Raw genomic sequence first — 23,488 nt, 5'->3', positions numbered from 1 at the left:
GAGGACCTTACGTCACACGAGGCTGTTCTCGGGGTCCTGTGCGCCCGGGGGCGCCACCTCGTGCAGCGGGCCGGCGAGCCCGTAGCGGTGGCCTTGGCCGTACCGGCAGCCCAGCGCGGCCATCGTCGCGGCCTGACGGTCGGTCTCGATGCCTTCGGCGACGACGGTCACGCCCATGCCGGCGCAGATCGACACGATGGACCGGCAGATCGCCTCGCTGCGGCCGCCGTCGGCGAGGGTGAAGCTGCGGTCGAGCTTGACCTCGTCGACAGGGATCGCGTGCAGCTGGGCGAGGGCGTTGTATCCGGTGCCGAAGTCGTCGAGGGCGAAGCGCACGCCGAAGCGGCCGAGCCGCCGCACCGCCCCCGCGGCGGCGGACAGGTCGGGCAGCGGCGCGGTCTCGGTGAGCTCCAGCAGCAGCCGGTGCGGGGCGAGCCCGTGGCGCAGCACCGCGGCGCGGACGGTCTCCTCGTGCTCGGGCCGGCCGAGGCGGGCCGCGGACGTGTTGACGTGCACGGCGATGCTCGCCCATGGCCCGCGGAACGCGGCGGCGTCGCGGCAGGCGCGGTCGAGCACGAAGTCGTCGACGAGGCGGATCAGGCCGATCTCCTCGGCGGTGGCGATGAACATGTCGGCGCTCACCGGCCCCAGGCTCGGATGGGTCCAGCGGGCGAGCGCCTCCACGGCGACGACCGTGCCGTCGTTGAGCCGCACGATCGGCTGGTAGTGCACGTCGAGGCCGCGCCCGTCGCGCAGCGTGTCGGCGAGCATCTCGGCGAGGTCGGAGCTGCCGGTGCCGTCGGGGAGGTCGACGCGGTAACGCACGAGGGTGCCCTTGCCCTGGCGCTTGCCGGCGTACATGGCGGCGTCGGCGCGGCGCAGCAGCATGTCGGCGCTGTGCACCGGCCCGTGGGTGCCCGCCTCGACGAGCCCGACCGACGCGGCGACGCCGACCACGGCGCCGTCGAGGTCGAACGGCTCCCGCAGCGCGGCCATGATCCGCTGCGCGGGGACGCCCGGGTCGCCACCGCCCTCCAGGAGCACCGCGAACTCGTCGCCGCCGACGCGGGCGATGGTGTCCCCGTCGCGCACCGCGCCCCGGAGCCGCTCGGCGACCTGCCGCAGCAGCCGGTCGCCGGCGTGGTGGCCGTAGCGGTCGTTGACGGCCTTGAAGTCGTCGAGGTCCAGGAAGAGCACGGCGAGGGGGCGGTCGTCGCGGTGGTGCAGGGCGAGGGCGTGGTCGAGCCGGTCGTGGAACAGCACCCGGTTGGACAGCCCGGTGAGGCCGTCGTGGAACGCCTGGTGGCTGAGCCTGGCCTGGCTGTCGGAGAGACGGTCGAGCAGCACCGCGTTCTCGACCAGGGTCACCGCCTGCCGGATGATCAGCAGCGAGATGACCGCCGTCTCGACGGCGATCTCGAAGGCGTCCATCGGCCGGCCCTGCACCAGCTGGATCATGAAGAGGACGCCCGTGCCGGCGACCGGCACGTACGGCAGCAGCAGGTGCCCCCAGCGGTGGTGCGGCCTGCCTGTGGCCGTCGCCTGGTCCGGACTCGCGCTCTTCGTCGGGGTCAGCGCGGCCACGGCGACGAAGGCCTGGCCGGCGATGAACCCCGCGTCCGCGAGCGGCGGCATGCGCTCGGCGCCGGCGGCGACCAGGTAGGCGAACACGCTGTCGGAGAACGACAGGCAGAACAGCCCGATGCCGAGGAACGACAGCTGCCGCCGGTTGGCGGCCGCGGACCTGGCCAGCAGCAGGATCACGATGACGGTGAGCAGCAGGTCGGTGACCGGGTAGGCGATCGCCACCGTGTAGGCGAACGGGGTCGCGGCGCCGGCCCGCACGACCGCGCCGAGCGACGTGGCCCAGGTCAGCACGAACAGCGCGCCGACGACGATGAGCCCGTCCAGGACCATCACCAGCTGCGCGGCGAGCCGCCGGGGCCCACCGCCGCCGGGCCGGTCCACGGCGAGCGCGACCAGGGCCGGCAGCGCGAAGACCGGCAGGGTCAGGTAGCCGGCGTCGGCGAGCGACGGCGAGGGCAGCGCGTCGTCACCGAACAGCTGGTGCCAGGACCAGATGAACTGTCCGATCGACCAGCCGCAGGCGCCCGCGCCCATCCACAGCCGCCAGCTGCGCTGGGCGCCGATGTGCCGCCGGGCGGTGAGCCAGCAGGTGAGGGTCGCGGCCAGCCCGGCGCCGAACTGCGCCAGGTCGTCGACGAACTGCGACCACCACGGGCCGAGCAGACCCGAGCCACCCAGACCGACGGCCCCAAACACCCCGGCCACGGCGACGGCGAGCGGAACGGACACAGGTCTGCGCGACAATGAACGCATCCTCACCGGAGGTGATCACGACAACACGCCTCCGTACGCTACCTCAACCGTCCATCGCTGAGGTCACGAAACACATCGGGCCGTCCTGCATTGCCGCAATGCATGACGGGCCTTCAGTCCGCCCCTATCCGGCGGGCGAGGGCCGGCTCCAGCGGGAACGGCCGCTCCACCGGCAGCAGCCGCTGCGCCTCGGCGGTCCTGCCCCCACGCACCAGCACGGCGATCTTGTGCACGGCCGGGGTGAGGTCGGTGAGCCCGGTGACCCACTCCTCCGCGTACCTGCGGATCAGCTCCCGCCCGACCCCCACCTGGATGCTGTAGTGGTTGAGCGCCGCACCGCGCAGCGACCGCTCCGGATCCCACTGCACGTGGACCCGCGCCCGCGCCAGCTCAGGGTCGCTCGTCAGCACAGCCTCTGCCAGGGCCCGCTCCCATCCCGCCCGGCTGATCCGCACCGCGAGGATCCGCTCCTGGCCGGCTTTGCGCGCCCAGTTGCTGCGGTGCATCAACCACAGCAGCGACGGCTTGATCCACGTCATCCTCCCGAACGAGAACGGCGCCACGAACCTCCCCGCCGCCAGCGCCGCGTCGGCGATCGCCCGCGGGTACGCCTGATAGACCACGATCGTGCTGGCGTCGAAGTCGGCCCGGATCTGCCGCTGCCCGGTCATCACCACCTCCGCCCCCGACGATCGACCCGCCACCCCCACCCCAGCAACCCGATTCCCGCCCCCGCCCCCGCCCCCGCCCTGCTCCTCGCGACGCCGGCGGCCGGGTTGTGGCCGGGTTCAGTGGCATCCTCTTCAGTGGCATCCGCCGAGGTCGCGGAGGATTTCCGAGGCCGAGACCGGGTCCAGTGCCGAGAACGGGACGGTGCGCTCGCTCGACCACTGGTCGCCGCCGGCTGGGCAGATCCAGATCTCCAGGGACTGCTCGGGGTGCTCGCCCGGGACGCCCATCATGATGCCGGGATCGAGGTCGGCGATCAGGGTGCCGCCGCCGGGCACGCCCGGACCCGCGGGCAGGTCGCGCTCGATCCGGTCCTGGTGACCGCCGTCCTGCCCGGACCGGCGCCAGCCGCGCCGCTCCAGGCTGAGCAGCTTGACCGTCAGCGCCTTCCTGCCGTCGAACCGGTCCAGCCGCGTCGCCGTGCCCTCCTGGGCCGTCAACGCGTGGGTGTCGCGGGCCAGTTGGCGGAACGGCTGCAGGATCTCGTAGGCGGCGAACACCTCCGCCCACTTCGGCACGTCGAGGTGTACCGGATGCGCCACCGACACGACGGCCTCGTCGGCGAGCAGGACGGGCCCGTCGCCGGCGTCCGCGAGCGTCCGGTCCTCCGCCAGCCGCACCGCGACGTCCACGCCGCCGTGCGTGACGAGCCAAACCAGCCGCCGGGCGAGCCGCCACAGCAGCGGGTGCTGCAGGAACGTCCGGCGGAACTCGGCCCCGGTCCACTCCCGCCGCATCACCATGGCCCGCTCCAGCCGCCGCGCCTGCTCGCCGGCGGCCTTCCGGACGGCCTTCTTCGCGGCGGCGAAGCGTTGCTGGGCGGCCGGGGCGAGGCGCGGGTCGTCGCCCGCGGCCGGCGCCGGCAGGTCCTTGCGCCTGGCCCCGGCCTCGTCGATCACGTACGGCCGGAGCTGCTCGTCGAACCCGCCCACGAACCCGCGCGGGCCGTAGTCGAGGGTGAGGGTCGCGTCGGGCGTCAGGTCCAGGTGCGGGACGAGCCGGTCGGCGAGCTGGTCCGGGGTCAGGTCGAGCGCTTCGGCGACCTCGCGGAGCTTCAGCTCGGCACGTGCCCTCACCGCCTTGGCCTTCATCTTCACGGCGATGTCCTGCAGCTGGGTCAGCGCCGCGTCGGTGCCGAGCTGGGCGAGCACGTCCAGGCCGGCCGCCGCCCGCTGGTGGGCGCCCTGGTACGGCCAATCCCGTACGGCCGCGGCGAGCCGGACCGCGGTCTCGTCGTCGCCGAGCAGCGCCTGCGCGTCCAGCACCCAGCTGTCCGCCGTGGGCGCGTCGGCCCGCTCCCAGCGCTCCAGCAGCGCCCAGGCGAACCGGGCCAGATCGGCCGGCTCGCAGGCGTCCCTGACGATGGGGATTCCGGCGTACGGGTCGCCGCTCCTCGACACCATCAGCATCGTCACCAGGTGCCCGGCGGCGTCGGCCGGCAGGACGTGCGCGCCGCCCCGCAGCCTGACCGGCGGCAGCGTCACCAGGTGCCCGGCGGCGTCGGCCGGCAGGACGTGCGCGCCGTCCCGCAGCCTGACCGGCGGCAGCGTCGCCGGGTCGGCCCACGCCGGCGCGAACGGTATCCGCGCGGGCAGGACGTCGAGCGGGTCGGTGTCGAGCAGGTCGCGGATCGCGTCGCCGGCCCGCGGCCCGTGCCCACCGGCGACGTCGAGGACCGTGTCCCGGTGCCCCTCGGCGGCCAGCGCGAGCAGCGCCTGCTCCGCGTGCCGGCGGCCCGCCCCCTGCCTGCCGAGGGCGGGCGGCACCAGCGCCCGCGCCGCGGCCCGCGGATGCCGCCGCAGCCATTCCAGAGCGACCGCCCGCGCCGCCTTCAGCCGCCCGTGCCACCCGGCGACGAGCACGGCCACCTCCGGCCCCGCGTACGCCAGCAACGCCGGCCCTCCGTCCGCCGGGCTCCGCCGCGCGACCCGCAACACCAGCGGCAGGGCCGCGACCCCGAACCGCGCGGCGATCAGCCGAAGCCAGTAGTGCGCACCCCACAGGCGCTTCGGCTCCCACGTCGCCAGCAGCGGCCTGACGAGGTCCTCGGGCCCCGCCTCGAACAGGTCGACGGCGAGCCAGTCCTCCAGCGACCCGGCCCGCAGCTGCGAGGCGAGCTGCTCGGGGTCGTCGCGGTCCACGCCGCGCTTGAGCCGGGCGACCAGCTGCTCCCGCTCACCGGGCGGCCACACCACGGCCGGCTCGTCGTCGCACCGGAGACCGGGCACCACGACCGGCTTCACCACCGCCCGCCGCACCTCCCACGGCGGCGTGACCAGCACCGCCGGCAACGCGATTCGCCCGGCCTCGGCCAAGCCCCCGCCTGCCGCCCGCGCACCGTCGGCAACGGCCGGCACCAGCCCCGGATGCCGCACGGCATGCCGCCGCAGCAGCTCGGCGATCCTCGCCCCACGCTGCACCGCGTCGGCCGCCAGATGACCCACCGCAGCCGGACTCCCCGAACCCGCCGCGGCCGAACTTCCCAAACCCGCCGCGGCAATAGCTGAACCGCCCGAAACCAGCGCGGCCGCAGCCGGATGGCTCGAAACCGCCGGGGCCGAACTTCCCGAAACCACCGCGGCCGAACTGCCCGAAACCACCGCGGCCGCAGCCGGACTCCCCGAACCCGCCGCGGCCGAACCGCCCGAAACCACCGCGGCCGAACTTCCCGAATCCGCTGCGGCAATAGCTGAACCGCCCGAAACCGTCGCGGCTGCGGCCGGATGGCTCGAGACCGCCGGTGCCGTCGCTGGATGGCCGGCGCCGGGCTCGGACGCGGAGGACAGGAGGCGCATCGCCCGCTCCGGGAAGCGCTCGGCGGCGGTCTCGACGGCCGGCTGGGCACCGCGGACGTCGAGCGCGTCGAGCAGTGCCTGGAACGCGCGGTCGGTCGGGACAGCGGCCAGGGTCGCCATCAGGACGCGCTGCTCGTCGGCGGTGCCCCAGTCCGACCGGTGCCAGCCTGCGTAGACGTCGAGAACGCCGTCGCCGAGCCCTTCGGCAACCGTGTGGATCATGGCGGTGCCACGCAGCAGCCGCCAGCCGACGGAGTGGATCTGGGGACGGATGAGAGCCGCCTGCGCCAGGGTGTGCGCGGCCGCCATGAGCAGCGGTGCGTACGGATGCCGCCGGCCGTCGGCGGCCAGCTCTCGGACGTCCTCGTCGACCCAGGCCGTCTGGTCGGGGGCGAGGAACGACGCCGCGATCCGCCGGGCAAGCGTCCCGGCCCGAGGCTCCCGCAACAGCTCGACCGCCGGCACGTCAAGGCCACCCGACACGGCCACCTGGCCGGACCGCACCCCGGCCCACGGCTTCGACACGGACGCGCGGCGGGTCCTGTCGGCCTCGCCGCCGAGGGACGCAACCACCGACGCGGCGAGGCCATCCGATGTGGCGACCTGGCCGGACGGCGACCCGGCCCGCAGCTCCGGCACGGACGCGACCGCCGGCGTGGCGAGCTGACCGGATGGCGTCCTGGTCCGCAGGTCCGACAAGGACTCGATGACCGTCGCGTGGAGGTCGTCGGAGGCGGCGGTGAGGGCGACTCGGAGCTGGGCGAGGATCGTCTCGACGCCGGTGGTGCCGTTGTGTGCGTCGGCCTCGTCGGCACGGTGGGTGACCGTCGTGTGCCGGCCGGGGCAGGCGGGGGCGTCGCAGCGCACGGTGAGTGGTCGGAGACCGGCGAGCTCGATGCCCGCGGCCGCGGCGAACGCCAGGCCCCCGTCGGCGATCCAGCGGTCGGCGATCGCCCGGGGGTCGAACGTCGGCACCCGCGGTGTCCAGAGCAGGATCGCGGCCGCGGCCGCTGCCGCCGCGCCGGGTGGGCTGTCGGAGGGCGCGTCGGCCAGCGCCGCGGCCGGGGAGAGGCGCAGGACGGCTGACGTGTCGGGCCAGTCGGGCACCGCATCCGTCACGGGGGTGTACGCCACGCGCGTCCCACCTCGCCGCGGGTGGATGCTGCGCCGCCACGACGCCGGCACCACCAGCCGTGCAGGCGCCGCCGCAGGCAGAGCGCCCCCGGCCACCGCCTTCTCAGTCACGCAGTCACCCTAACCAGACCCACCGACAATTTCGGGCCGCGGCCGGGGCGAGGACAGGAGCGCGAGGCTCAGGCGAACACCGGCGGCTGCCCAGTCGCCTCCAGGACCGACAACCACAGGTCGCCGTCGGGATCGACGAGGTTGCGGGAGCTGATCGCGAGGGAGATCGGCACGTGCACGAACCGTCCCCGCCACCTGCCCACCACCATCTCCGTCCGCCCCGCCATCGCCGCGTGCACGGCGGCGTGTGCGAGGCGGATGCAGTACACGCTGTCGTACGGGTTCGCGGGCACGCTTCGGATCGTGTAGCTCGGGTCGATGTACTTCAGGTTGGCCTCGACGCCCGCCGCGGCGAAGTCCTCGGCGATGCGGTGCCGCAGGTACCGGCCGAAGTCCTGCAGGCGCACGTTGCCGGACGCGTCGAGTGAGGAGGCCGCGTCGAACAGCTCCTGGCCGGCGCCCTCGGCGACGACGATCATGGCGTGTCCGCGGTCGACGACGCGGGCGCGCAGGTGGGCGAGGAAGCCGCCGGGGCCGTCGAGGGAGAAGGGCACCTCCGGGATGAGGACGTAGTCGGCGTCGTTGTTGGCGAGCGCCGCGTAGCACGCGATGAACCCGGAGTGCCGCCCCATCAGCTGGACGAGCCCGATCCCGTTCGGGAACGCGGTCGCCTCCACGTGTGCGGCCCGGATCGCCTCCGTGGCCTTGGCGAAGGCCGTCTGGAAGCCGAAGGAGCGTTCGATGTACGGGATGTCGTTGTCGATCGTCTTCGGCACGCCGACCACGGCGATGCGCCGCCCGCGCTCGGCGACGACCTCGGCGATCTTCAGCGCGCCGCGCATGGAGCCGTCGCCGCCGATGACGAACAGGACGTTGACGGACAGCTGCTCGAGGCAGTCGACGATCTCGTCCGGGTCCTGGTTGCCGCGGGAGGTGCCGAGGATCGTGCCGCCGTACTCGTTGATGCCGGCGACGACGTCGGCGTCGAGGTCGACCACGGACCGGCCGTAGCGGGCGGTCATACCCTGGTAGCCGTTGCGGAAGCCGAAGATGCGCCGCACGCCGTAGTGGTTGGTGAGCTCCAGGACCAGCGCGCGGATCACGTCGTTGAGCCCGGGGCACAGCCCGCCGCAGGTGACGATCCCGACGCGGGTCTTCGACGGGTCGAAGAAGATCTTGCGGCGGGGGCCGCCGGGCTCGAAGCCGGGCAGCTCGTCGACGGGCACCCCGCGCGCCGCGACGAGGGACACGGTGTCGTCGAGCAGGACCCGGTCGGACTCGTCGACGTAGTGCTGGGTGGTGCGCCCGGTGCGCAGCAGCGCCGCCAGGGGTGAGTCGATGCGGCTCTCACCGAGCGTCCTGACCTCGAGCCTGGCCCGTTCGTCCACCATGTGCCCATGCTGGTGGACGCGCGTTTCGTGCCGGTGAATTCGGTTGAGCGCTTTGCCGCCGGCGGGGATGGTGGAGCGATGCGGGTCACCTTCCACCGGCTTGCCGACCACCAGTGGGCCGATGTGCTCATCGCGCGCGACGACGGTGTGGTCTACCGGATGCACGCGGGTCCGGTGACCGCGCACGCGCCGCACGACCTGGTGCACTTCACCGTCGAGGACGCCCTCGGCATGCCCGACGGGATCTGGGGCTCGATCGCGGGCGGGGTCGTGTTCCGCAGCATGACGCACGTGTCGGGGCGCCGGCCGCCGCACGCGGCGGAGCGTTCGGCGGAGCTGATCCGGGCCAACCGGGACCGGCTGCAGCGGGCGGAGCTGATCGGCGGGTTCGTCGAGCGGGCCGCCGCCGTCCCGGACGGGGACCTGGACCTGGACCGGCTCGCCGCCCAGCAGGGCGCGGACCCGCTCGCCGTGAGCGACAAGGCGGCCGTGGTGCGCGCGGTCGCCGCGCTGCGGGCCGCGCAGCGGACGTGGGCGGGCCTTGAGGTGGGTGCCGAGCTGACGTTGACGTGGCCGCGGCACCGGCGGCTGGCCCCGCTGGAGCGCAAGGTGCGGCGGCGGCAGCAGACGTTGCGGCGGGCTTCCTAGGTGTACGAACCGAGGTAGCGCCGCCCACCGCAGAGGCACAGCAGACGCTGCGGCGGGATTTCTCGGTGTACGAACCGGGGCGGCACAGCAGACGTCGCGGCCGGTTTTCCTAGGTGTACGAACCGGGGTAACGCAGTCCACCGCAGAGGCACAGCAGCACGATCGCGAGGAGGAACGCGATCCCGAGGGTCCACGCCGCGCGGATCGCCACCCGCGTCTGCAGGTCGCGTGGGTGGGCGGGGGTCACGACGGGCGGCTGCACGGAAGCGGGGCGGCTGCCGTCGAGGGGGTCGACCCAGCCGGCGGCCGCGACCGCGAAGTCGCTGGCGAACGCGGTGTGGTCGGCGGGGATGCGTCCGGCCAGGCGGACCGGCAGGGCGTCGAAGTCGCCGCCGTCGCCGACGACGATCACCGACGCGGGGACCCGCCGGCGGTCGAGGGCCTCCAGCGCCAGGAGGGTGTGGCCGACGGCGTCCGCGTCGGTGCCGGTCACCACGGCGACGGGAGCACGGACGGCGGAAGCGAGGTCGGCCACCGTCCAGTCACCGCCGGTCGGCGTGACGACCCCGTCGCCGACGAGGATCACGACCCGGTCGTGCTTCGCACCAAGGTCCCTCACCACCGCGGTCACGGCGTCGAGCCCGGTCCCGGCCGGCAGTTCGACAAGCGCCGCCACGTGCGAAGCCAGCACCGCGAACTGCGAATCCGACCCCGCGACGTCCGAAGACGGCGCCGCGACGTCCGAAGACGGCGCCGCGACGTCCGACGACGGGGCCACGAACTGCGAAGACGGGGGCACGACCTCCGAAGACGGGGGCGTGAACTGCGAAGGGGCCGGAGGGCCGCCGAGCACCACCGCGGCGGCGCTCCCGTCGGCGGTCGCGGCGAGGGCGGCCGCGGCCACCACCCAGTCGACGGACGACGAGGTGGGGGTCACGACCCACGGGCCGCGTACAGGCAACGACATCGACGACGATCCTAAGCCCGCGGCGGCGCCGTCGACGACCGCACCACGAGGTGCGTGGCGAGCTCCACGTGCAGGGCGTCCAGCTGGTGGCGCTCCAGCAGGCGCACGAGCAGCGACACCGCCATCCGCCCCATCTCCGGCAGCGGCTGGCGGACCGTGGTCAGGCTGGTGGCCTCGGCCAGGTCGATGTCGTCGAAGCCGGTCACCGACAGGTCGTCCGGCACCCGCAGGCCCCGCTCGGCGGCCGCCTGCATCGCCCCGACGGCGGCCTTGTCGTTGAACGCGACGAGCGCCGTCGGCGGCTGCGGCAGGTCCAGCAGCGCGCCCGCGGCCCGCCGGCCGTGCTCCGTGGTCGGCTCGATGGCCCGCAGCAGTTCGACGGCTGGCAGGACCCCGACATCGGCGAGCGCGGCGTTGTGCCCGGCCAGCCGGGCGTCGCTGGCCAGCCACTCGGTCGGGCCGCCGATGACGCCGATGCGGCGGTGGCCGAGACCGACGAGGTGCGCGGTGACCTTGCGGGCGCCGGCGAAGTGCGCCGCCGACACCGACACGATGTCGGGCGGCAGCGTGGTGCGCGGGTCGACGACGACGAACGGGATCCGCCGCCGTTGCAGCTCGACCAGGTCCGCGCCCGGCTCGGGCGGCAGGATGACGATGATGCCGCCGATCCCGTCGTGCCGCTCCAGGTCGCGCAGCAGCGGGGTGCGCTGGGCCGCCTCCCCCGCGGTGAGGACCAGCTGGCGGCCGTGCAGCTGGACGGTCTCGGCGATCGACGACACGATCAGCCCGAAGTAGTCCGTCAGCACATACGGGCAGCGCAGGTACACCCGGTCGCCGGCCGGTCGCGGCTCCCGGGCGGGCCCCTGCGCGCTGAGCCGCTCCGCCGCCTGGCGCACCATGTCGCGGGTGTGCGGGGCGACCGTGCCGTGGTCGTTGAGCGCCCGCGACACCGTGGCGATCGACATACCGGTCGCCGCCGCGATCTCTCTCACCGTGACCTTGCGCATCCGTTGCGGTCCCCGTTTCCGGCGTCTTTGGGAAGGACACTTGACAGTAGGCCGACCAGGGCTGTTTCCTGGTTCCAGGCGATGTTACACGCCGATGTTTCATTTGTTACAGCTCCCCGGCAGGGGGTGTCCGGGCGAGGACGGCGACGGTGGGGTGGTCGTCCAGGCCTGGCGGACGGGGCGGACGGTCGGGGCCGGCCGCCCCGTCCACTACGCTCGTCCCGGTGCTGTTCATGGTGATCGAGCGGTTCAAGGACGGTCAGCCCCGGCCCGTGTACGAGCGGGCCCGCGAGCGCGGCCGCCTCATGCCCGACGGCCTGCGCTACGTCGACAGCTGGGTCGAGGCGAGCTTCGCCCGCTGCTTCCAGCTCATGGAGTGCGACGACCTCACGCTGCTCATGACGTGGACCGCCCAGTGGTCCGACCTGGTCGACTTCGAGGTCGTGCCGGTGGTCACCAGCGCGGAGGCGGCGGCCGCCGTCACCAGCGCGGAGGCGCCCGCGGTCACCAGCGCGGAGGCGGCGGCTGCGGTCACCGGCTGAGGTTGCGGGCGGCTGGCACGATCGCCGGATGCTGTTCGCCGGACTGGTCCTCGTCGCCGTCGCCGCGTCGCACGGGTACCTGTGGCTGCGGCTGGTGCGCGACACGACCCGCCACCCCCGGGCCCGGCGGATCGGCGCCTGGGTGGTGGGCGCGCTGGCGCTGCTCTTCGCCGTCACCGCCGTCGGGAACCGGGCGCTCCCGCGCCGGTTCGAGATGACGTTCGAGCGCGTCGTCGGCTGGCCCGGTTACGTGTGGATCGCAGCAGCGGCCTACCTGTCCCTCGCGCTCCTCGTCCTCGAGCTGCCGGTCCGGTTGGCGACGTGGGTCCGCGGCTTACGCCGTACATCAGCGGAAAACGCGACGACGAGTGAGGATGCGGACCGGAGCCGGCGGTTGCTGGTGGCGCGCGGTGCCGCGATCGCCGCCGGGCTCGCCGCGACCGGCGTCACCGCCGCCGGGATGGTCACCGCGCTCGGCCCGCCGCGGACCCGCCGGGTCCAGATCCCCCTCGCGAAGCTGCCGCGCGGCATGGACGGCACCCGGATCGCGCTCGTGTCCGACGTCCACCTCGGCGCGCTGCTCGGCCGGGCGCACACGGAGCGGGTGGTCGCGGCCGTCGAGGCCCTCGACGCGGACATCGTGGCCATGGTCGGTGATCTCGTCGACGGTACTGTCGGTGACCTCGCCGACGCCGTCGCCCCGCTGCGGGCGCTGCGCAACGCGTACTTCGTGACGGGCAACCACGAGTACTTCTCCGGGCACGAGGACTGGGTCGAGCATCTCGGCACGCTGGGGCTGCGGGTGCTGCGCAACGCGCGGGTGGAGCTCGGCGGGCTCGACCTCGCCGGGGTCAACGACGCGACCGGCGGCACCGTCGGCGACCCGCCCGACTACGACCTGGCGCTCGCCGGCCGCGACCCGGCCCGGCCTGTCGTCCTGCTCGCCCACCAGCCGGTCCAGGCGCACGAGGCGGCCCGCCGCGGCGTCGACCTGCAGCTGTCCGGGCACACGCACGGCGGGCAGCTGTGGCCGTTCCACCATGTGACCCGGATGTCCCAGCCGGTGATCAGCGGCCTGGGCGCCGTGGACGATATGCCCGTCTATGTCACCAACGGGGCGGGCTTCTGGGGCCCGCCGGTGCGGGTCGGCGCGCCGCCAGATGTGACGTTGATCGAACTGCGGTCCGCCTGAGGGTGCATCGCGGTGTTCTTGGCGTACGATGGCCGCGTGATGACGGCGTATTGGCGCTTTACCGTGGCTCCGGGTGGAGCCGGCGGGCGTTTGCGCTGACCTGACATCACCCGGAGCCAGCAAGGGCAGAGACCAACGTCTCTGCCCTTTGTCGTGTCACACGGCGGGCTGGAGCACCGGACCCGCCTCACACCTGAGAAGAGGACGGGACATGAACACCAGCAACCTGCGCGTCACCGGCTACCGGCCACTCGTCACGCCGCGCGAGCTGCAGGCCGAGCTGCCGATGGACGACGCCCGCGCCGAGGTCGTCCGACGATCCCGGGACGAGGTCCACGCGATCGTGACCGGCGGCGACGACCGGCTGCTCGTCGTCGTCGGCCCGTGCTCGGTGCACGACCCGGTCGCCGCCGTCGACTACGCGCGCCGCCTCGCCGCCGTCGCCGCCGAGCACAGCGCAGACCTGTGCGTCGTGATGCGGGTGTACTTCGAGAAGCCCCGCACCACCGTCGGCTGGAAGGGGCTCATCAACGACCCCGGCCTCGACGAGACGTTCGACGTGCCCACGGGCCTGCGGCTGGCCCGCCGGCTCCTGCTGGACGTGCTCGGCCTCGGGCTGCCGGTCGGCTGCGAGTTCCTGGAGCCGACGAGCCCGCAGTACATCGCCGACGCCGTCTCCTGGGGCGCGATCGGCGCGCGGACCCCGGAGAGCCAGGTCCACCGCCAGCTGGCGTCGGGCCTGTCGATGCCGGTCGGCTTCAAGAACGCCACGGACGGCGACGTGCAGGTCGCGATCGACGGCTGCCACACCGCCGCGAGCCGCCACGTGTTCTTCGGCGTCGACGAGGACGGCCGCGCCGCCGTCGTGGAGACCGCCGGCAACCCCGACTGCCACATCATCCTCCGCGGCGCCCGCTCCGGCCCGAACTACGGCCCGGCGGACGTCAGCGACGCCCTGGCGCGCCTGGAGAAGGCCGGCATGCCGCAGCGGCTCGTGGTCGACGCCAGCCACGGCAACAGCGGCAAGGACCACGTCCGCCAGGGGGCGGTGGCACGGGAGATCGCCGAGCAGGTCGCCGCGGGCCAGGCCGGCATCGCCGGCGTCATGCTGGAGAGCTTCCTGGTCGAGGGCCGGCAGGACCTCGGCGGCGAGCTCGTCTACGGCAAGAGCGTCACCGACGCCTGCATGTCGTGGGACACGACGGAGAACCTCCTGGCGGACCTGGCCGCCGCCGTCCGCGCCCGCCGCGCCGCCTGAGCCACCCCGCCGCCGGCCATCTTCCAAGGTGGCCGGCGGCACCCGATGATCCGACCGGCGACGGACCGGAACGGTATGTCGATCCCCGGTCACCGTCCGGCACAATCATCGAGTGACGGACGGTGATGTCGGCGCCCGCGGGATGCAGGTCGGCAACCACAACACGCAGACGAACCACTTCGCGATCCCCCGCCAGCCGCTGACCCCGGCGCACCTGACCGAGCTCGACCCGGCGAGCGCCGCCCGCCGCCTGCTGCGCGAGGACCCGGACGAGGCCGCGGTCCTGGTCGCCACGAGTGCGAGCGCGGTCGCGGTGCTGGAGGCGATGCTGCCCGCCGGCGAGGAGCACACCCTTGCGGTGCTGACGTGCATGCACCCGGCGAAGGCGAAGCAGCTGATCGACCGCCTGACCCACACCGCTCCCTGGCTGGCGGACCTGCTCGCCGCGACCGCCGCCATCCGGCGGGTGCATGGGAGTTCGCGGGACACGCTCGGCGACGAGGCCGGCGCGATCACCCGGGCCGGCCCGCGCGGCTTCCGCCTGCCCTGCACGAGCGGCACGATCTACTGGAGCCCGGACGCCGGCGCCGTGCCGGTCCACGGACCGTTCCTCACCTACTACGACGCGGCCGGCGGCCCGGCGGGCCGCCTCGGCTTCCCGCTGCGTGCGGCCAGCGGTGGCGGCCAGCAGTTCGAGGACTCCCTCGTCGTCGTCACCTCCGGGCACGGGACGTTCACCACCGAACTGCCCTTGTATCGCAAGAAGTTCCTCGGTGCCCCGCTCTCGGAGGCCGTGCGACTCGACTTCGGATGGCGGCAGAGCTTCGAGCACGGTGACGTCGACACCGACGACTTCGGCGGCGTGTTCGTCGTCGCCGAGGACATCCGTGCGGCGTTGCGCGACACGCCCTGGAGGAAGCTGCGAGCGTGTGCCGACCGCGCCCGCCCCGTCTCGTCGATCTATGGCACGAGAGGGGCGTGGCAGCGGTTCGGGCCGTCGCGTGCCGAGGTGGTCGTGTACGTCGCCGGGCAGGAGGACACTGCGGTCCTCAGCCCTCAGATCGAGGCCATCTATCAGGCAGCCGGGGGTCCGGGGGGATGGCTCGGCTTTCCACGGCGGCGCCGCTCCTCGGAACGGCGTCCATTCAGCTTCGAGGGTGGCGTGATCACCGGGGGTTTCGCGGTCCCGCACGCCATCTTCATGGCGGCCCACGGTCTCGGAGCACCGACCGGCGACGTCGAGCCGCTCGGCACGGGTGGGGACCAGGCGCAGTGCTTCGACTACGGGATGGTCACGGTGCGTGGGGAGCAGGTGCAGGCGTGGACCCGCATCAGTTCGTAGACGCGCAGGGCATGCCGATCGGGGACCACACCACGCAGGTCAACCACCATGTGCTGCCCCGGCAGCCGCTGACCAGGGCCCACCTCACCGACCTCGACCCAGTGGCGGCCGCGCGCCGGCTGCTGCGCGAGGACGTCGACGAGGCCGCGGTCCTGCTGGCCAGCATCGCGCCCGACGAGGCCGTGCCGCTGCTGCAGCGGTTGCTCGCCACTGATGAGGCGCGGACCGTCGCGGTCCTGTGCAGCATGCACCGGGGGAAGGCGGCGGCGCTGATCCGCCGGCTCAGGGCAGACACCGAGTGGATCGGCGACCTGCCGGACGCGGTGACGGAGATCAGGGCGGCGCACGCGACCGCGCGGGCGCTGCTCGGCGACGAGTCGGGGCCGGTCGAGCCCCACCCGGCTCCTCCGCCGCTGCGCGCGTTCCGGCTGCCGTGCGCCCGCGGCGCCGTCTACTGGCACCGGTCGGCGCGTCCGGTGGCGGTGCCGGAGCCGATCGACGGGTACTACCTCGCGGCCGGAGGCCCGGGCGGCCGGCTCGGCCTGCCGGTGGGAGCGGCGGCGGACGGCAGCCTGGTGACGTTCGACGGCCTGGAGGTGGAGGGCGACGACTGGGTGGTCGTCGAGTCCCCCGCCGGCGTGTTCACCACCACGGTGTCGCGCCTGGAGGTGCCCGGAATGTGGGGCGCGCCGGTCACCGAGATCGTCACGCGTGGCGACGGGACGCTGCAGCGGTTCGAGTACGCCGACATCCACTCGGACGGCGCGGGCGGCCACATCGCCGTCGACGAAACGGTCCGCGCGTTTCTGGGGCGCGGCGGGGCCCATCGGCGACCGGTGGGTCCGGCCGCGCCGCCGGTCCGCTCGGCGTACGGCCAGCGCGGCTTCTGGCAGGACTTCGGGCCGCCGGACGACCCGGTCACCGTCTACGTCGCGGACGGCTTGCGGCCCATCGAGCTTGGACAGCCCATGCAGGAGGCCTACGTGCGCGCCGGCGGCCCGGAGGGCTGGCTCGGGTTCCCACGCGGGCGCAGCTACACCCGCTGGGTGATCGACAAGCGGCACGACCCGTTCCAGTACGAGGGCGGGGTGATCGTCGCCGGTGCGGACGGCGAGCCGACCGCCGTCCCGACGGACCTGTACCGGGCGGCGGTGAGCGCCGACCTGGGCCCGCCGGTCGGCGAGGTGCAGCGGCTCGGCGCGGCGGACGACCTGGCGCAGTTCTTCGCCGGCGGCGCCGTCACCGTGCGCGGCAGCCGGACCCAGACCTGGGTCGAGCGCGGTTCACCGGCGTGACCCGCGGCCGGCGCGGCGGCCGGGTCGAGCGCTGGTCAAGGCGCAGTCCGGTTCACAGGCGCAGCCCGGCTCAAAGGCGCAGCCCGGTTCACAGGCGCAGCTCCTGGCCGGGCCAGCGGGAGCGGAGCCAGCGGTCGTGGCTGGCGACGACGATCGCGCCGGGGCCGGGGCCCAGGGCGTCCTCCAGCTCGTCGGCGAGGGTCGGGGACAGGTGGTTCGTCGGCTCGTCGAGGAGCAGCAGCTCCGGCGGGTCGGCGATGAGCAGGGCGAGGGCGAGCCGGCGGCGCTGGCCGACCGACAGCTCCCCCACGGGCCGGGCGACGTCGCGCGGGGCGATCAGGCCCAGCGACCGCAGCGGCACCGACGCGGCGCGGTCCGGGCCGACGGTCTGGTCATAGACGGCGGCCACCGTACGGTCCGGGTCGGGGAAGACGGTGTCCTGGGTGAGGAGGCCGACGGTGAGGCCGCCGCGGCGCTCGACGGTGCCCGTGGACGCCAGACGGCCGGCGAGCACGGCCAGGAGGGTGGACTTGCCGGCACCGTTCGGTCCCGTGACGAGCAGCCGGTCGCCGGCGAGGACGTCCAGGCGGTCGACGGACAACCGGCCCGGCACCGTCAGGGAGCGGGCGGCGACCAGTACACCATCCGCCGACGCCGAAGCGAGCGCTGTGGCGTTGAAGCGCAGCGGGGCAGGGGGTTTGCGGACCTGGGTGCGGGTGAGGTCGTCGAGGCGGCGGCCGGCGTTGCGGACGCGGCGGGAGATCTGCTGCTGGACGCGGCCGGCGGTGTGGCCGTAGCCCATCTTCTCGCTGTCGCGGCGTTCGCGGCCGGGGGCGACCTGGTGCGCCGTGACGGCGACGGCCCGGCGCAGCTCGTCGAGCTGCTCCTGCTCCTCCTCGAAGCGGCGCTGCCAGCGGTCCCGTTCCGCGAGACGGAAAGCCTGGTAGCCGGTGTAGTTGCCGCCGAAGCGGGTGGGTCCGTCGACGGAGGGGTCGAGGTCGATCAGGTCGGTGCAGACGGCGTCGAGGAAGGCGCGGTCGTGGCTGGCGAGGACCACCGCGCCGGGCAGGTCGCGCAGCTGCGCCTCCAGGAACGCGGCCGCGGCGTCGTCGAGGTGGTTGGTGGGCTCGTCCAGCAGCAGCGCCGCCGGGCGGCGGATGAGCACGGCGGCGAGGGCGAGCCGGCCGCGCTGCCCGCCGGAGAGCGAGCCGAGCGGGCGGTCGTGCGCCAGCGCGCCCAGGCCGAGGCCGTCGAGGACGAGCTCGGCGCGCCGGTCGGCGTCCCACGCGTCGTGCAGTTGAGCGCGCTCCAGCACCACGCCGTACTCCTCGAGCGTCATCGAGGAGGGGGACTCGAGCGCCGCGACGTCCGCGTGGGACGAGCGCAGCGCGTCGTCGAGGACGTCGGCGATGGTGGCGTCCGCGTCGAACGGCATCTCCTGGTGCAGGTACCCCAGGTCCTCCGGGCGCACGACGGTGCCGGTCTCGGGCTCCTCGGCGCCGGCGAGCAGCCTCAGCAGGGTGGACTTGCCGGCGCCGTTCTCGCCGATGAGGCCGATGCGGTGGCCTGGCGATGCGGTCAGGGAGACGCCGTCGAGCACGCGGCGGGTGCCGTACGTGCGGACGAGGTCATACGCGAGCAGGGCGGAAGAGGACATGCGGACACCACCGACGTTTGGGTAAACGGAAACCCGCCGGGCAAGTGGCCTCGGGCGCGGGTCGGGGAGGTGTCAGTGGATCACATCCCCTCCAAGATACCCCATGACGCGGTGCTACGACAGCATGGCGTCGGCCACAGCCCGGCGGGCGGGGTTGTTGCTGCCCCTGCTGGCATCGGGGTGGACGCGGTTGGTGAGCAGGACGAGGACGATGCGGCGGCCCGGGTCGCAGACCAGCGACGTGCCGGTGAAGCCGGTGTGGCCGAAGGCGCCCCGGCCGGCGAGCTTCCCCATGTACCAGGCCTGGTCGACGTCGACGCCGAGCCCGTGGGCGGCGGCCGGGCCGAAGCGCCGGTTGGCGTCGGCGCGCATCAGGTCCACTGTGGACGGTCGCAGCAGCGGGCCACCACCGGTCAGCAGCACCCGGCCCAGCAGCGCGACGTCGGAGGCGGTGGCGAAGAGCCCGGCATGCCCGGCCACACCGCCGAACGCGGCCGCCGACGGGTCGTGCACCGTCCCCCGGATCCCGCCCTCGGTGGCGGCGGTGGGCAGCGACGAAGGTGGGTTGTAGCCGGTGCGGGCAAGGCCGAGCGGCCCGGCGATCTGCTCCCGGACGAGCAGGTCGAGCGGCTTGCCGCTCAGCCGGGAGACGATCGCGCCGAGGGCGATGAAGTTCTGGTCGGCGTACAGGTAGCCGCCGCCGGCCGGTCCGACCGGCGGCTCCCGCAGCACGTGCTCGACCCGTTCGGCGGGCGTCGATCCGGCCAGCGGGACGTCCTTCGACAGCCCCGACGTGTGCGTCAGCAGCATCTGTACGGTGATCGCCGGCTTGTCCACAAAGGACGGCAGATACCCGGCCACCGGGGCGTCCAGCGCGAGCAGGCCCTGCTCGACGAGGCGCAGCGCCAGCACCGCGGTGAACGTCTTCGTCAGCGAGGCGAGGTCGTAGAGCGTCTCCGTGGTCGCCGGGACCCGCCGGTCCGCGGACAGCTCGGCCTTCGCGGCGTCGTACCGGACGGCGTCGCCGAACGCGAAGTGCGCGACCACCGCCCCGTCGACGGCCGCGAACACCACGCCGCCCGGGAACATCAGCGAGGACAGGAACGGCGTGACGGCGTCCCGCAGCCGGTCGGCGCGCGACTTCCCGGTCCGCCACGGCGACGGCGTGGCGACCGGCAGCGTCCAGGGCGACACCGGCGAAGGGCTGGCAGGGGCGCGGGGCGTCCCGCGGGCCGGGCGGGCGGTGCAGCCCGCCAGAGCCCCCAGACCGACGCCGAGCAGGGCACGGCGGCGCACTACGACGGCGACCGCACGGCCTCGTACAGCGCGGCCAGGTCGTCGGCGGCGAACCCCCGGTCCGAGGCGGTCCGCAGCAGCGCCGCCGCCGCGTCCACGACGGACCGGTCGACGCCGACGGCCGACGCGAGGTCGCCGACCAGCTCCGCGTCCTTCACCCCGCCGCTCACCGGGAACGCCACCGGGTAGGAACGCTCCATCATGGACGGTGCCTTCGCGTGCAGATACGGCATGTCCAGGGCCCCGCCGGAGACCAGGGACAGGAACAGCTTCGGGTCGAGGCCCAGGCCGTCGGCGAGCGCGACGCTCTGTGCGAGCCCGGCGACGGCGGTCAGCACCCAGCTGTTGACGACGAGCTTGATCCGGCTGCCGGCGCCGGCGTCGCCGAGCCAGGTGACCTTGGCCGCGATCGGCGCGCACAGCGCCTCGACCCGCTCCCGCACCTCCGCGGGGCCGGACGCGAGGACGTTGAGCTTGCCCTGCTCCGCGGGCTGCCGGGTGCCGAGGACCGGCGCGTCGACATACACCAGGCCGAGCTCGGCGGCCAGGGCGGCGAGGTCGTCGGCGCCGGGCACGCCGACGGTGCTCAGCTGGAGCCACAGGGTGCCGGGCGCGGGCGCCGCAGCGGTCATGACCGTCGCCACCGACGCGGCGTCGAACAGGACGGTCACGACCACGTCGGCGCCGTCGACGCACGCGGCGGGCGTGTCGCAGACGACCGCGCCGTCCGGCGCCAGGGCCTCCGCGGTCTCAGCCGTGCGGTTCCACACCCGCACCGCGACGCCGGCCCGCAGCCAGTTCCGCGCGACGGCCGCGCCCATGATCCCGGTCCCCAGCACCGCGACGGTCATCCACTGCCCCTTCCAGAAGGTCCCCGCGCATTGTCCCACCCGGGGACCGGGTGCCGAAGCTGGACAGCGCCGTCTCCAGCAGCGGCAGCGCGTGCAGCACCTGCCCGGACCGGATGAGCACGTCCCACACCCGCTCGAACTTCTTCCACCCGCCCGCGTACGCCAGATGCCGCAGCCGGTCGCCGGGCCGCGGCTTCGCGGAGGCGCCGCGCCAGAGGTTGGACCAGCGGTAGAAGTCCTTGTAGGCCCGCCAGTAGCCGTCCTCGAGCTGCCGGGCGGTCATGCCGCGCGGCTCGTGGACGACGTGCCGGGTGTCGTACAACTCCCAGTCACGGTGCACGATCCGGCCCTCGGCCTCGATGCGGCGGAAGAGGCCGGTGCCCGGGTAGGGGGTCATGATGTGGAACGTGGCGGTCTCGATCCCCTGCCGCACCGCCCAGTCCACGGTGCGGTCGAACACGTCGGGCCCGTCGGAGTCCATGCCGAACACGAAGCTGGCGTTCACCATCACGCCCGCGTCGCGCAGCCGGCGCACGACCTGGCCGTAGTCGCGCCCGACGTTCTGCCGCTTGCGCTGCTCGGCGAGGTTCCCGGCGTTGATGGTCTCGAAGCCGACGAAGAGGCTGCGCAGGCCCGCGTCGACGGCCCGCTCCAGCAGGCCCGGCCGCAGGATCGAGTCGACGGTGCCGGCCGCCTGCCACACCCGGCCCGCGCCGCGCATCCCCTCGAACAGTTCGGTGGCGAAGCGCGCGTTGCCGAACAGGTGGTCGTCGAGGAAGTACAGGTGGCGCCCCGGCAGCCGGTCGATCTCGGCGAGCGCGTCGTCGACCGCCTGCGTGTAGAACGACTTCCCGCCCTCGAAGAACGCGTCCTTGTAGCAGAAGTCGCAGTGGTGCGGGCAGCCCCGCGACACGACGATGGAGTTGGGCACCAGGTAGCGGTGGCGTTTGATGAGGTCACGCCGGATCGGCGGCAGTCCCGCGAGGGTGCGTTGCTTCGAGGTGTACCGCTTGGCCGTGGTCCCCTGTCGCAGGTCGGCCAGGAAGGCGGGCCACGTGTCCTCGCCCGGCCCGCAGAAGACGCTGTCGGCATGCGCGGCGGCCTCGTCCGGCAACGACGTGACGTGCAGCCCGCCGAGCGCGACGAACACGCCGCGGGCCCGGTACCAGTCCGCCAGCTCGTAGGAGCGCCGCGCGGAGGTGATGTAGACCTGGATGACGACGAGGTCGGGCAGGTCGGCGAGGGCCGGGTCGAAGCGCTCGACGTGCTCGTCGACGATGCGCACCTCATCGTCCCCGGGCAGGTAGCCCGCGAGGGTCGCGAGGCCGAGCGGTGGGAAGAGGCTGTACTTGATCGGCCGGAACAGTGGGCTGGTCGCCTCGGTCAGGGCCGGAAGAATCATCAGCACCCGCATGGCACCGACGGTAGGCATCGACCGGGGGCGAGCAGGTGTGCGAGATGTGCAGATGTCGTGCGTGACCGCCGTCGTAGGCTGGCTGCGTGAAGACATTCCAGCTCGGTGACCGGACCGTCCACCGCATCGGCTTCGGGGCGATGCAGCTGCCCGGCCGGGGTGCCTTCGGGCCGCCCCGGGACCGTGCCGAGGCCCTCGCCGTGGTGCGGCGCGCGGTCGAGCTCGGCGTCGACCACATCGACACCGCGCAGTACTACGGCCCCGACGTGGCCAACGAGCTGCTGCGCTCGGCGCTGCACCCGTACGACTCCCGCCTCGTGCTGGTGAGCAAGGTCGGCGCGGCGCGGGACGACAAGGGCGGCTGGCTGCCGGCGCAGGAGCCCGAGCAGCTGCGCGCCGGGGTCCTGGACAACCTGCGCTCCCTCGACGTGGAGCGGCTCGACGTGGTGAACCTGCGGGTGACGGGCCCGGACGGCGACTTCGACGCCCAGCTCGACGCGATGATCGCCATGCGCGACGAGGGGCTGATCGGCGCCGTCGGGCTCAGCAACATCACCCTCGCCCAGCTCGAGCACGCGCTGACCCGGACCGCGGTCGCGTGCGTGCAGAACCCGTACAACCTGGTCGACCGCGGCGGCGAGGACGTGCTGCGCGCGTGCACGGACCGCGGGATCGCCTTCGTGCCGTTCTTCCCGCTGGGCGCGGCGTTCGGCCGGGAGCGGGTCCTCGGCCACCCGGCGGTGAAGTCCGCGGCGCTGCGCCTCGACGCCACCCCGGCGCAGATCGCCCTCGCGTGGATCCTCGCGATCGCGCCCAACACGCTGCTCATCCCGGGCACCGCCTCCCTGGAGCACCTCGAGGAGAACGTCGGCGCGGGGCGGGTCGTCCTGGACGACCTCGCTCTAGAAGAAATCGGATGAGCAACCGGAAGAATTTGCTGGCGCTCGCGGTGCTGGCGTATCTGAGCCAGCGGCCGATGCACCCGTACGAGCTGTCCAAGACCCTGCGCAACCACGGCGACGACCGCAGCATCAAGTTCACCCACGGCTCGGTGTACATGGTGGTCGAGCAGCTGCTGAAGGCCGGCCTGATCGCCGAGCAGGAGACGACCCGCGAAGGGCAGCGCCCCGAGCGGACCGTCTACGGCATCACCCCCGAAGGGCGGGCCGAGCTGCAAGGGTGGCTGCGCGACCTGGTCGGCGTGCCGCGGCACGAGTACCCGGCGTTCGGGTCCGCCCTGTCCCTGGTCAGCGCCCTGCACCCGGACGTCGTCGTCGAGCTGCTGCGCGAGCGCCTGTCCCGGCTGCGGACCGACCGCGCGACCGCCGCGGAGCTGGCCGGGGGCACCGAGCCGCACCCGTTGTTCCTGATCGAGGAGGTGTACCGGCTGGGCCTGCTCGACGCGGAGATCGCCTTCGTCGAGCGGTTCATCGAACAGATCACCGACCCGGCCGACGGCTGGCGTCCCATGTGGGCCGCGTACCACGACGCGAAATAGTTGACTCTGACTAGTCAGCGA

18 protein-coding genes are annotated in these 23,488 nt (G+C 73.8%); 8 read left to right on the top strand and 10 right to left on the bottom strand.

Annotated features, from left to right (window positions below; all coding sequences use genetic code 11):
• Nucleotides 1-12: 12 nt before the first annotated feature.
• The 4 genes from ABD332_RS23535 to ABD332_RS23520 all read right to left on the bottom strand — a co-directional run bounded on the left by ABD332_RS23535 (nt 13) and on the right by ABD332_RS23520 (nt 8,500).
• Complete coding sequence (locus ABD332_RS23535; protein ID WP_344504219.1) at nt 13-2,331, bottom strand: putative bifunctional diguanylate cyclase/phosphodiesterase; 2,319 nt, start codon at nt 2,329-2,331, stop codon at nt 13-15.
• Between the two features lie 122 nt (nt 2,332-2,453).
• A complete protein-coding gene (locus tag ABD332_RS23530) occupies nt 2,454-3,011 on the bottom strand; it encodes a DUF4291 domain-containing protein (RefSeq protein WP_344504218.1) in 558 nt (185 codons plus the stop codon).
• A gap of 132 nt (nt 3,012-3,143) precedes the next feature.
• The gene (locus ABD332_RS23525) at nt 3,144-6,998 is read right to left on the bottom strand and encodes a DUF4132 domain-containing protein (protein ID WP_344504217.1); all 3,855 of its coding nucleotides are present in this window, start codon (nt 6,996-6,998) and stop codon (nt 3,144-3,146) included.
• 179 nt (nt 6,999-7,177) lie between these two features.
• The gene (locus ABD332_RS23520) at nt 7,178-8,500 is read right to left on the bottom strand and encodes an ATP-dependent 6-phosphofructokinase (RefSeq protein WP_344504216.1); all 1,323 of its coding nucleotides are present in this window, start codon (nt 8,498-8,500) and stop codon (nt 7,178-7,180) included.
• 78 nt (nt 8,501-8,578) lie between these two features.
• Between ABD332_RS23520 and ABD332_RS23515 the strand changes: the two genes are divergently transcribed.
• Nucleotides 8,579-9,148 carry a hypothetical protein gene (locus ABD332_RS23515; protein WP_344504215.1) on the top strand — a complete coding sequence of 190 codons (570 nt, stop codon included), beginning with the start codon at nt 8,579-8,581 and terminating at the stop codon, nt 9,146-9,148.
• A gap of 109 nt (nt 9,149-9,257) precedes the next feature.
• On the opposite strand, the gene ABD332_RS23510 is transcribed toward ABD332_RS23515, so the two are convergent.
• Nucleotides 9,258-10,115 (bottom strand): AAA family ATPase, encoded by an 858-nt coding sequence (locus tag ABD332_RS23510; protein WP_344504214.1) that lies wholly within the window; start codon nt 10,113-10,115, stop codon nt 9,258-9,260.
• Nucleotides 10,116-10,126: 11 nt separating this feature from the next.
• Nucleotides 10,127-11,122 (bottom strand): LacI family DNA-binding transcriptional regulator, encoded by a 996-nt coding sequence (locus ABD332_RS23505; protein WP_344504213.1) that lies wholly within the window; start codon nt 11,120-11,122, stop codon nt 10,127-10,129.
• A 233-nt stretch (nt 11,123-11,355) separates the two neighbouring features.
• On the opposite strand from ABD332_RS23505, the gene ABD332_RS23500 reads away from it, so the two are divergent.
• From ABD332_RS23500 to ABD332_RS23480, 5 genes are all read left to right on the top strand, one after another.
• Nucleotides 11,356-11,664 carry a DUF3303 domain-containing protein gene (locus tag ABD332_RS23500; protein WP_344504442.1) on the top strand — a complete coding sequence of 103 codons (309 nt, stop codon included), beginning with the start codon at nt 11,356-11,358 and terminating at the stop codon, nt 11,662-11,664.
• A gap of 28 nt (nt 11,665-11,692) precedes the next feature.
• A complete protein-coding gene (locus tag ABD332_RS23495; RefSeq protein WP_344504212.1) occupies nt 11,693-12,856 on the top strand; it encodes a metallophosphoesterase in 1,164 nt (387 codons plus the stop codon).
• 211 nt (nt 12,857-13,067) lie between these two features.
• Nucleotides 13,068-14,114: a 3-deoxy-7-phosphoheptulonate synthase gene (locus tag ABD332_RS23490; protein ID WP_344504210.1), complete on the top strand. Its 1,047-nt coding sequence runs from the start codon at nt 13,068-13,070 to the stop codon at nt 14,112-14,114.
• A 112-nt stretch (nt 14,115-14,226) separates the two neighbouring features.
• Nucleotides 14,227-15,456, top strand: coding sequence for an LGFP repeat-containing protein (locus ABD332_RS23485; protein WP_344504209.1), 1,230 nt, complete (start codon nt 14,227-14,229; stop codon nt 15,454-15,456).
• Nucleotides 15,435-16,751, top strand: a complete 1,317-nt coding sequence (locus ABD332_RS23480; RefSeq protein ID WP_344504208.1) for a hypothetical protein — start codon at nt 15,435-15,437, stop codon at nt 16,749-16,751. Before ABD332_RS23485 ends, ABD332_RS23480 begins: the two co-directional genes overlap by 22 nt.
• 88 nt (nt 16,752-16,839) lie before the next feature.
• Here the strand turns inward: ABD332_RS23480 and ABD332_RS23475 are convergent, their stop codons facing one another.
• The 4 genes from ABD332_RS23475 to ABD332_RS23460 all read right to left on the bottom strand — a co-directional run bounded on the left by ABD332_RS23475 (nt 16,840) and on the right by ABD332_RS23460 (nt 21,969).
• The gene (locus ABD332_RS23475) at nt 16,840-18,408 is read right to left on the bottom strand and encodes an ABC-F family ATP-binding cassette domain-containing protein (protein WP_344504207.1); all 1,569 of its coding nucleotides are present in this window, start codon (nt 18,406-18,408) and stop codon (nt 16,840-16,842) included.
• 114 nt (nt 18,409-18,522) lie between these two features.
• Nucleotides 18,523-19,704: a serine hydrolase domain-containing protein gene (locus tag ABD332_RS23470; protein WP_344504206.1), complete on the bottom strand. Its 1,182-nt coding sequence runs from the start codon at nt 19,702-19,704 to the stop codon at nt 18,523-18,525.
• Nucleotides 19,704-20,555: an NAD(P)-dependent oxidoreductase gene (locus ABD332_RS23465; RefSeq protein ID WP_344504205.1), complete on the bottom strand. Its 852-nt coding sequence runs from the start codon at nt 20,553-20,555 to the stop codon at nt 19,704-19,706. The genes ABD332_RS23470 and ABD332_RS23465 overlap by 1 nt, the downstream gene beginning before the upstream one ends.
• Nucleotides 20,455-21,969, bottom strand: coding sequence for a B12-binding domain-containing radical SAM protein (locus ABD332_RS23460; RefSeq protein WP_344504204.1), 1,515 nt, complete (start codon nt 21,967-21,969; stop codon nt 20,455-20,457). Before ABD332_RS23460 ends, ABD332_RS23465 begins: the two co-directional genes overlap by 101 nt.
• An 86-nt stretch (nt 21,970-22,055) precedes the next feature.
• On the opposite strand from ABD332_RS23460, the gene ABD332_RS23455 reads away from it, so the two are divergent.
• Nucleotides 22,056-22,889: an oxidoreductase gene (locus ABD332_RS23455; protein ID WP_344504203.1), complete on the top strand. Its 834-nt coding sequence runs from the start codon at nt 22,056-22,058 to the stop codon at nt 22,887-22,889.
• Nucleotides 22,886-23,467 (top strand): PadR family transcriptional regulator, encoded by a 582-nt coding sequence (locus tag ABD332_RS23450; protein ID WP_344504202.1) that lies wholly within the window; start codon nt 22,886-22,888, stop codon nt 23,465-23,467. Before ABD332_RS23455 ends, ABD332_RS23450 begins: the two co-directional genes overlap by 4 nt.
• Nucleotides 23,468-23,488 lie beyond the last annotated feature (21 nt).

Source organism: Dactylosporangium maewongense (assembly GCF_039531485.1).
Taxonomy (GTDB): Bacteria; Actinomycetota; Actinomycetes; order Mycobacteriales; family Micromonosporaceae; genus Dactylosporangium; species Dactylosporangium maewongense.
This window is presented reverse-complemented; position numbering and strand designations above follow the sequence as displayed.

Bases quoted from the DNA above. Each gene is read 5' to 3' on its own strand.
- ABD332_RS23530 (WP_344504218.1), bottom strand. From the start codon at position 3,011: ATGACCGGGCAGCGGCAGATCCGGGCCGACTTCGACGCCAGCACGATC.
- ABD332_RS23520 (WP_344504216.1), bottom strand. From the start codon at position 8,500: ATGGTGGACGAACGGGCCAGGCTCGAGGTCAGGACGCTCGGTGAGAGC.
- ABD332_RS23515 (WP_344504215.1), top strand. From the start codon at position 8,579: ATGCGGGTCACCTTCCACCGGCTTGCCGACCACCAGTGGGCCGATGTG.
- ABD332_RS23510 (WP_344504214.1), bottom strand. From the start codon at position 10,115: ATGTCGTTGCCTGTACGCGGCCCGTGGGTCGTGACCCCCACCTCGTCG.
- ABD332_RS23505 (WP_344504213.1), bottom strand. From the start codon at position 11,122: ATGCGCAAGGTCACGGTGAGAGAGATCGCGGCGGCGACCGGTATGTCG.
- ABD332_RS23500 (WP_344504442.1), top strand. From the start codon at position 11,356: ATGGTGATCGAGCGGTTCAAGGACGGTCAGCCCCGGCCCGTGTACGAG.
- ABD332_RS23495 (WP_344504212.1), top strand. From the start codon at position 11,693: ATGCTGTTCGCCGGACTGGTCCTCGTCGCCGTCGCCGCGTCGCACGGG.
- ABD332_RS23490 (WP_344504210.1), top strand. From the start codon at position 13,068: ATGAACACCAGCAACCTGCGCGTCACCGGCTACCGGCCACTCGTCACG.
- ABD332_RS23475 (WP_344504207.1), bottom strand. From the start codon at position 18,408: ATGTCCTCTTCCGCCCTGCTCGCGTATGACCTCGTCCGCACGTACGGC.
- ABD332_RS23465 (WP_344504205.1), bottom strand. From the start codon at position 20,555: ATGACCGTCGCGGTGCTGGGGACCGGGATCATGGGCGCGGCCGTCGCG.
- ABD332_RS23460 (WP_344504204.1), bottom strand. From the start codon at position 21,969: ATGCGGGTGCTGATGATTCTTCCGGCCCTGACCGAGGCGACCAGCCCA.
- ABD332_RS23450 (WP_344504202.1), top strand. From the start codon at position 22,886: ATGAGCAACCGGAAGAATTTGCTGGCGCTCGCGGTGCTGGCGTATCTG.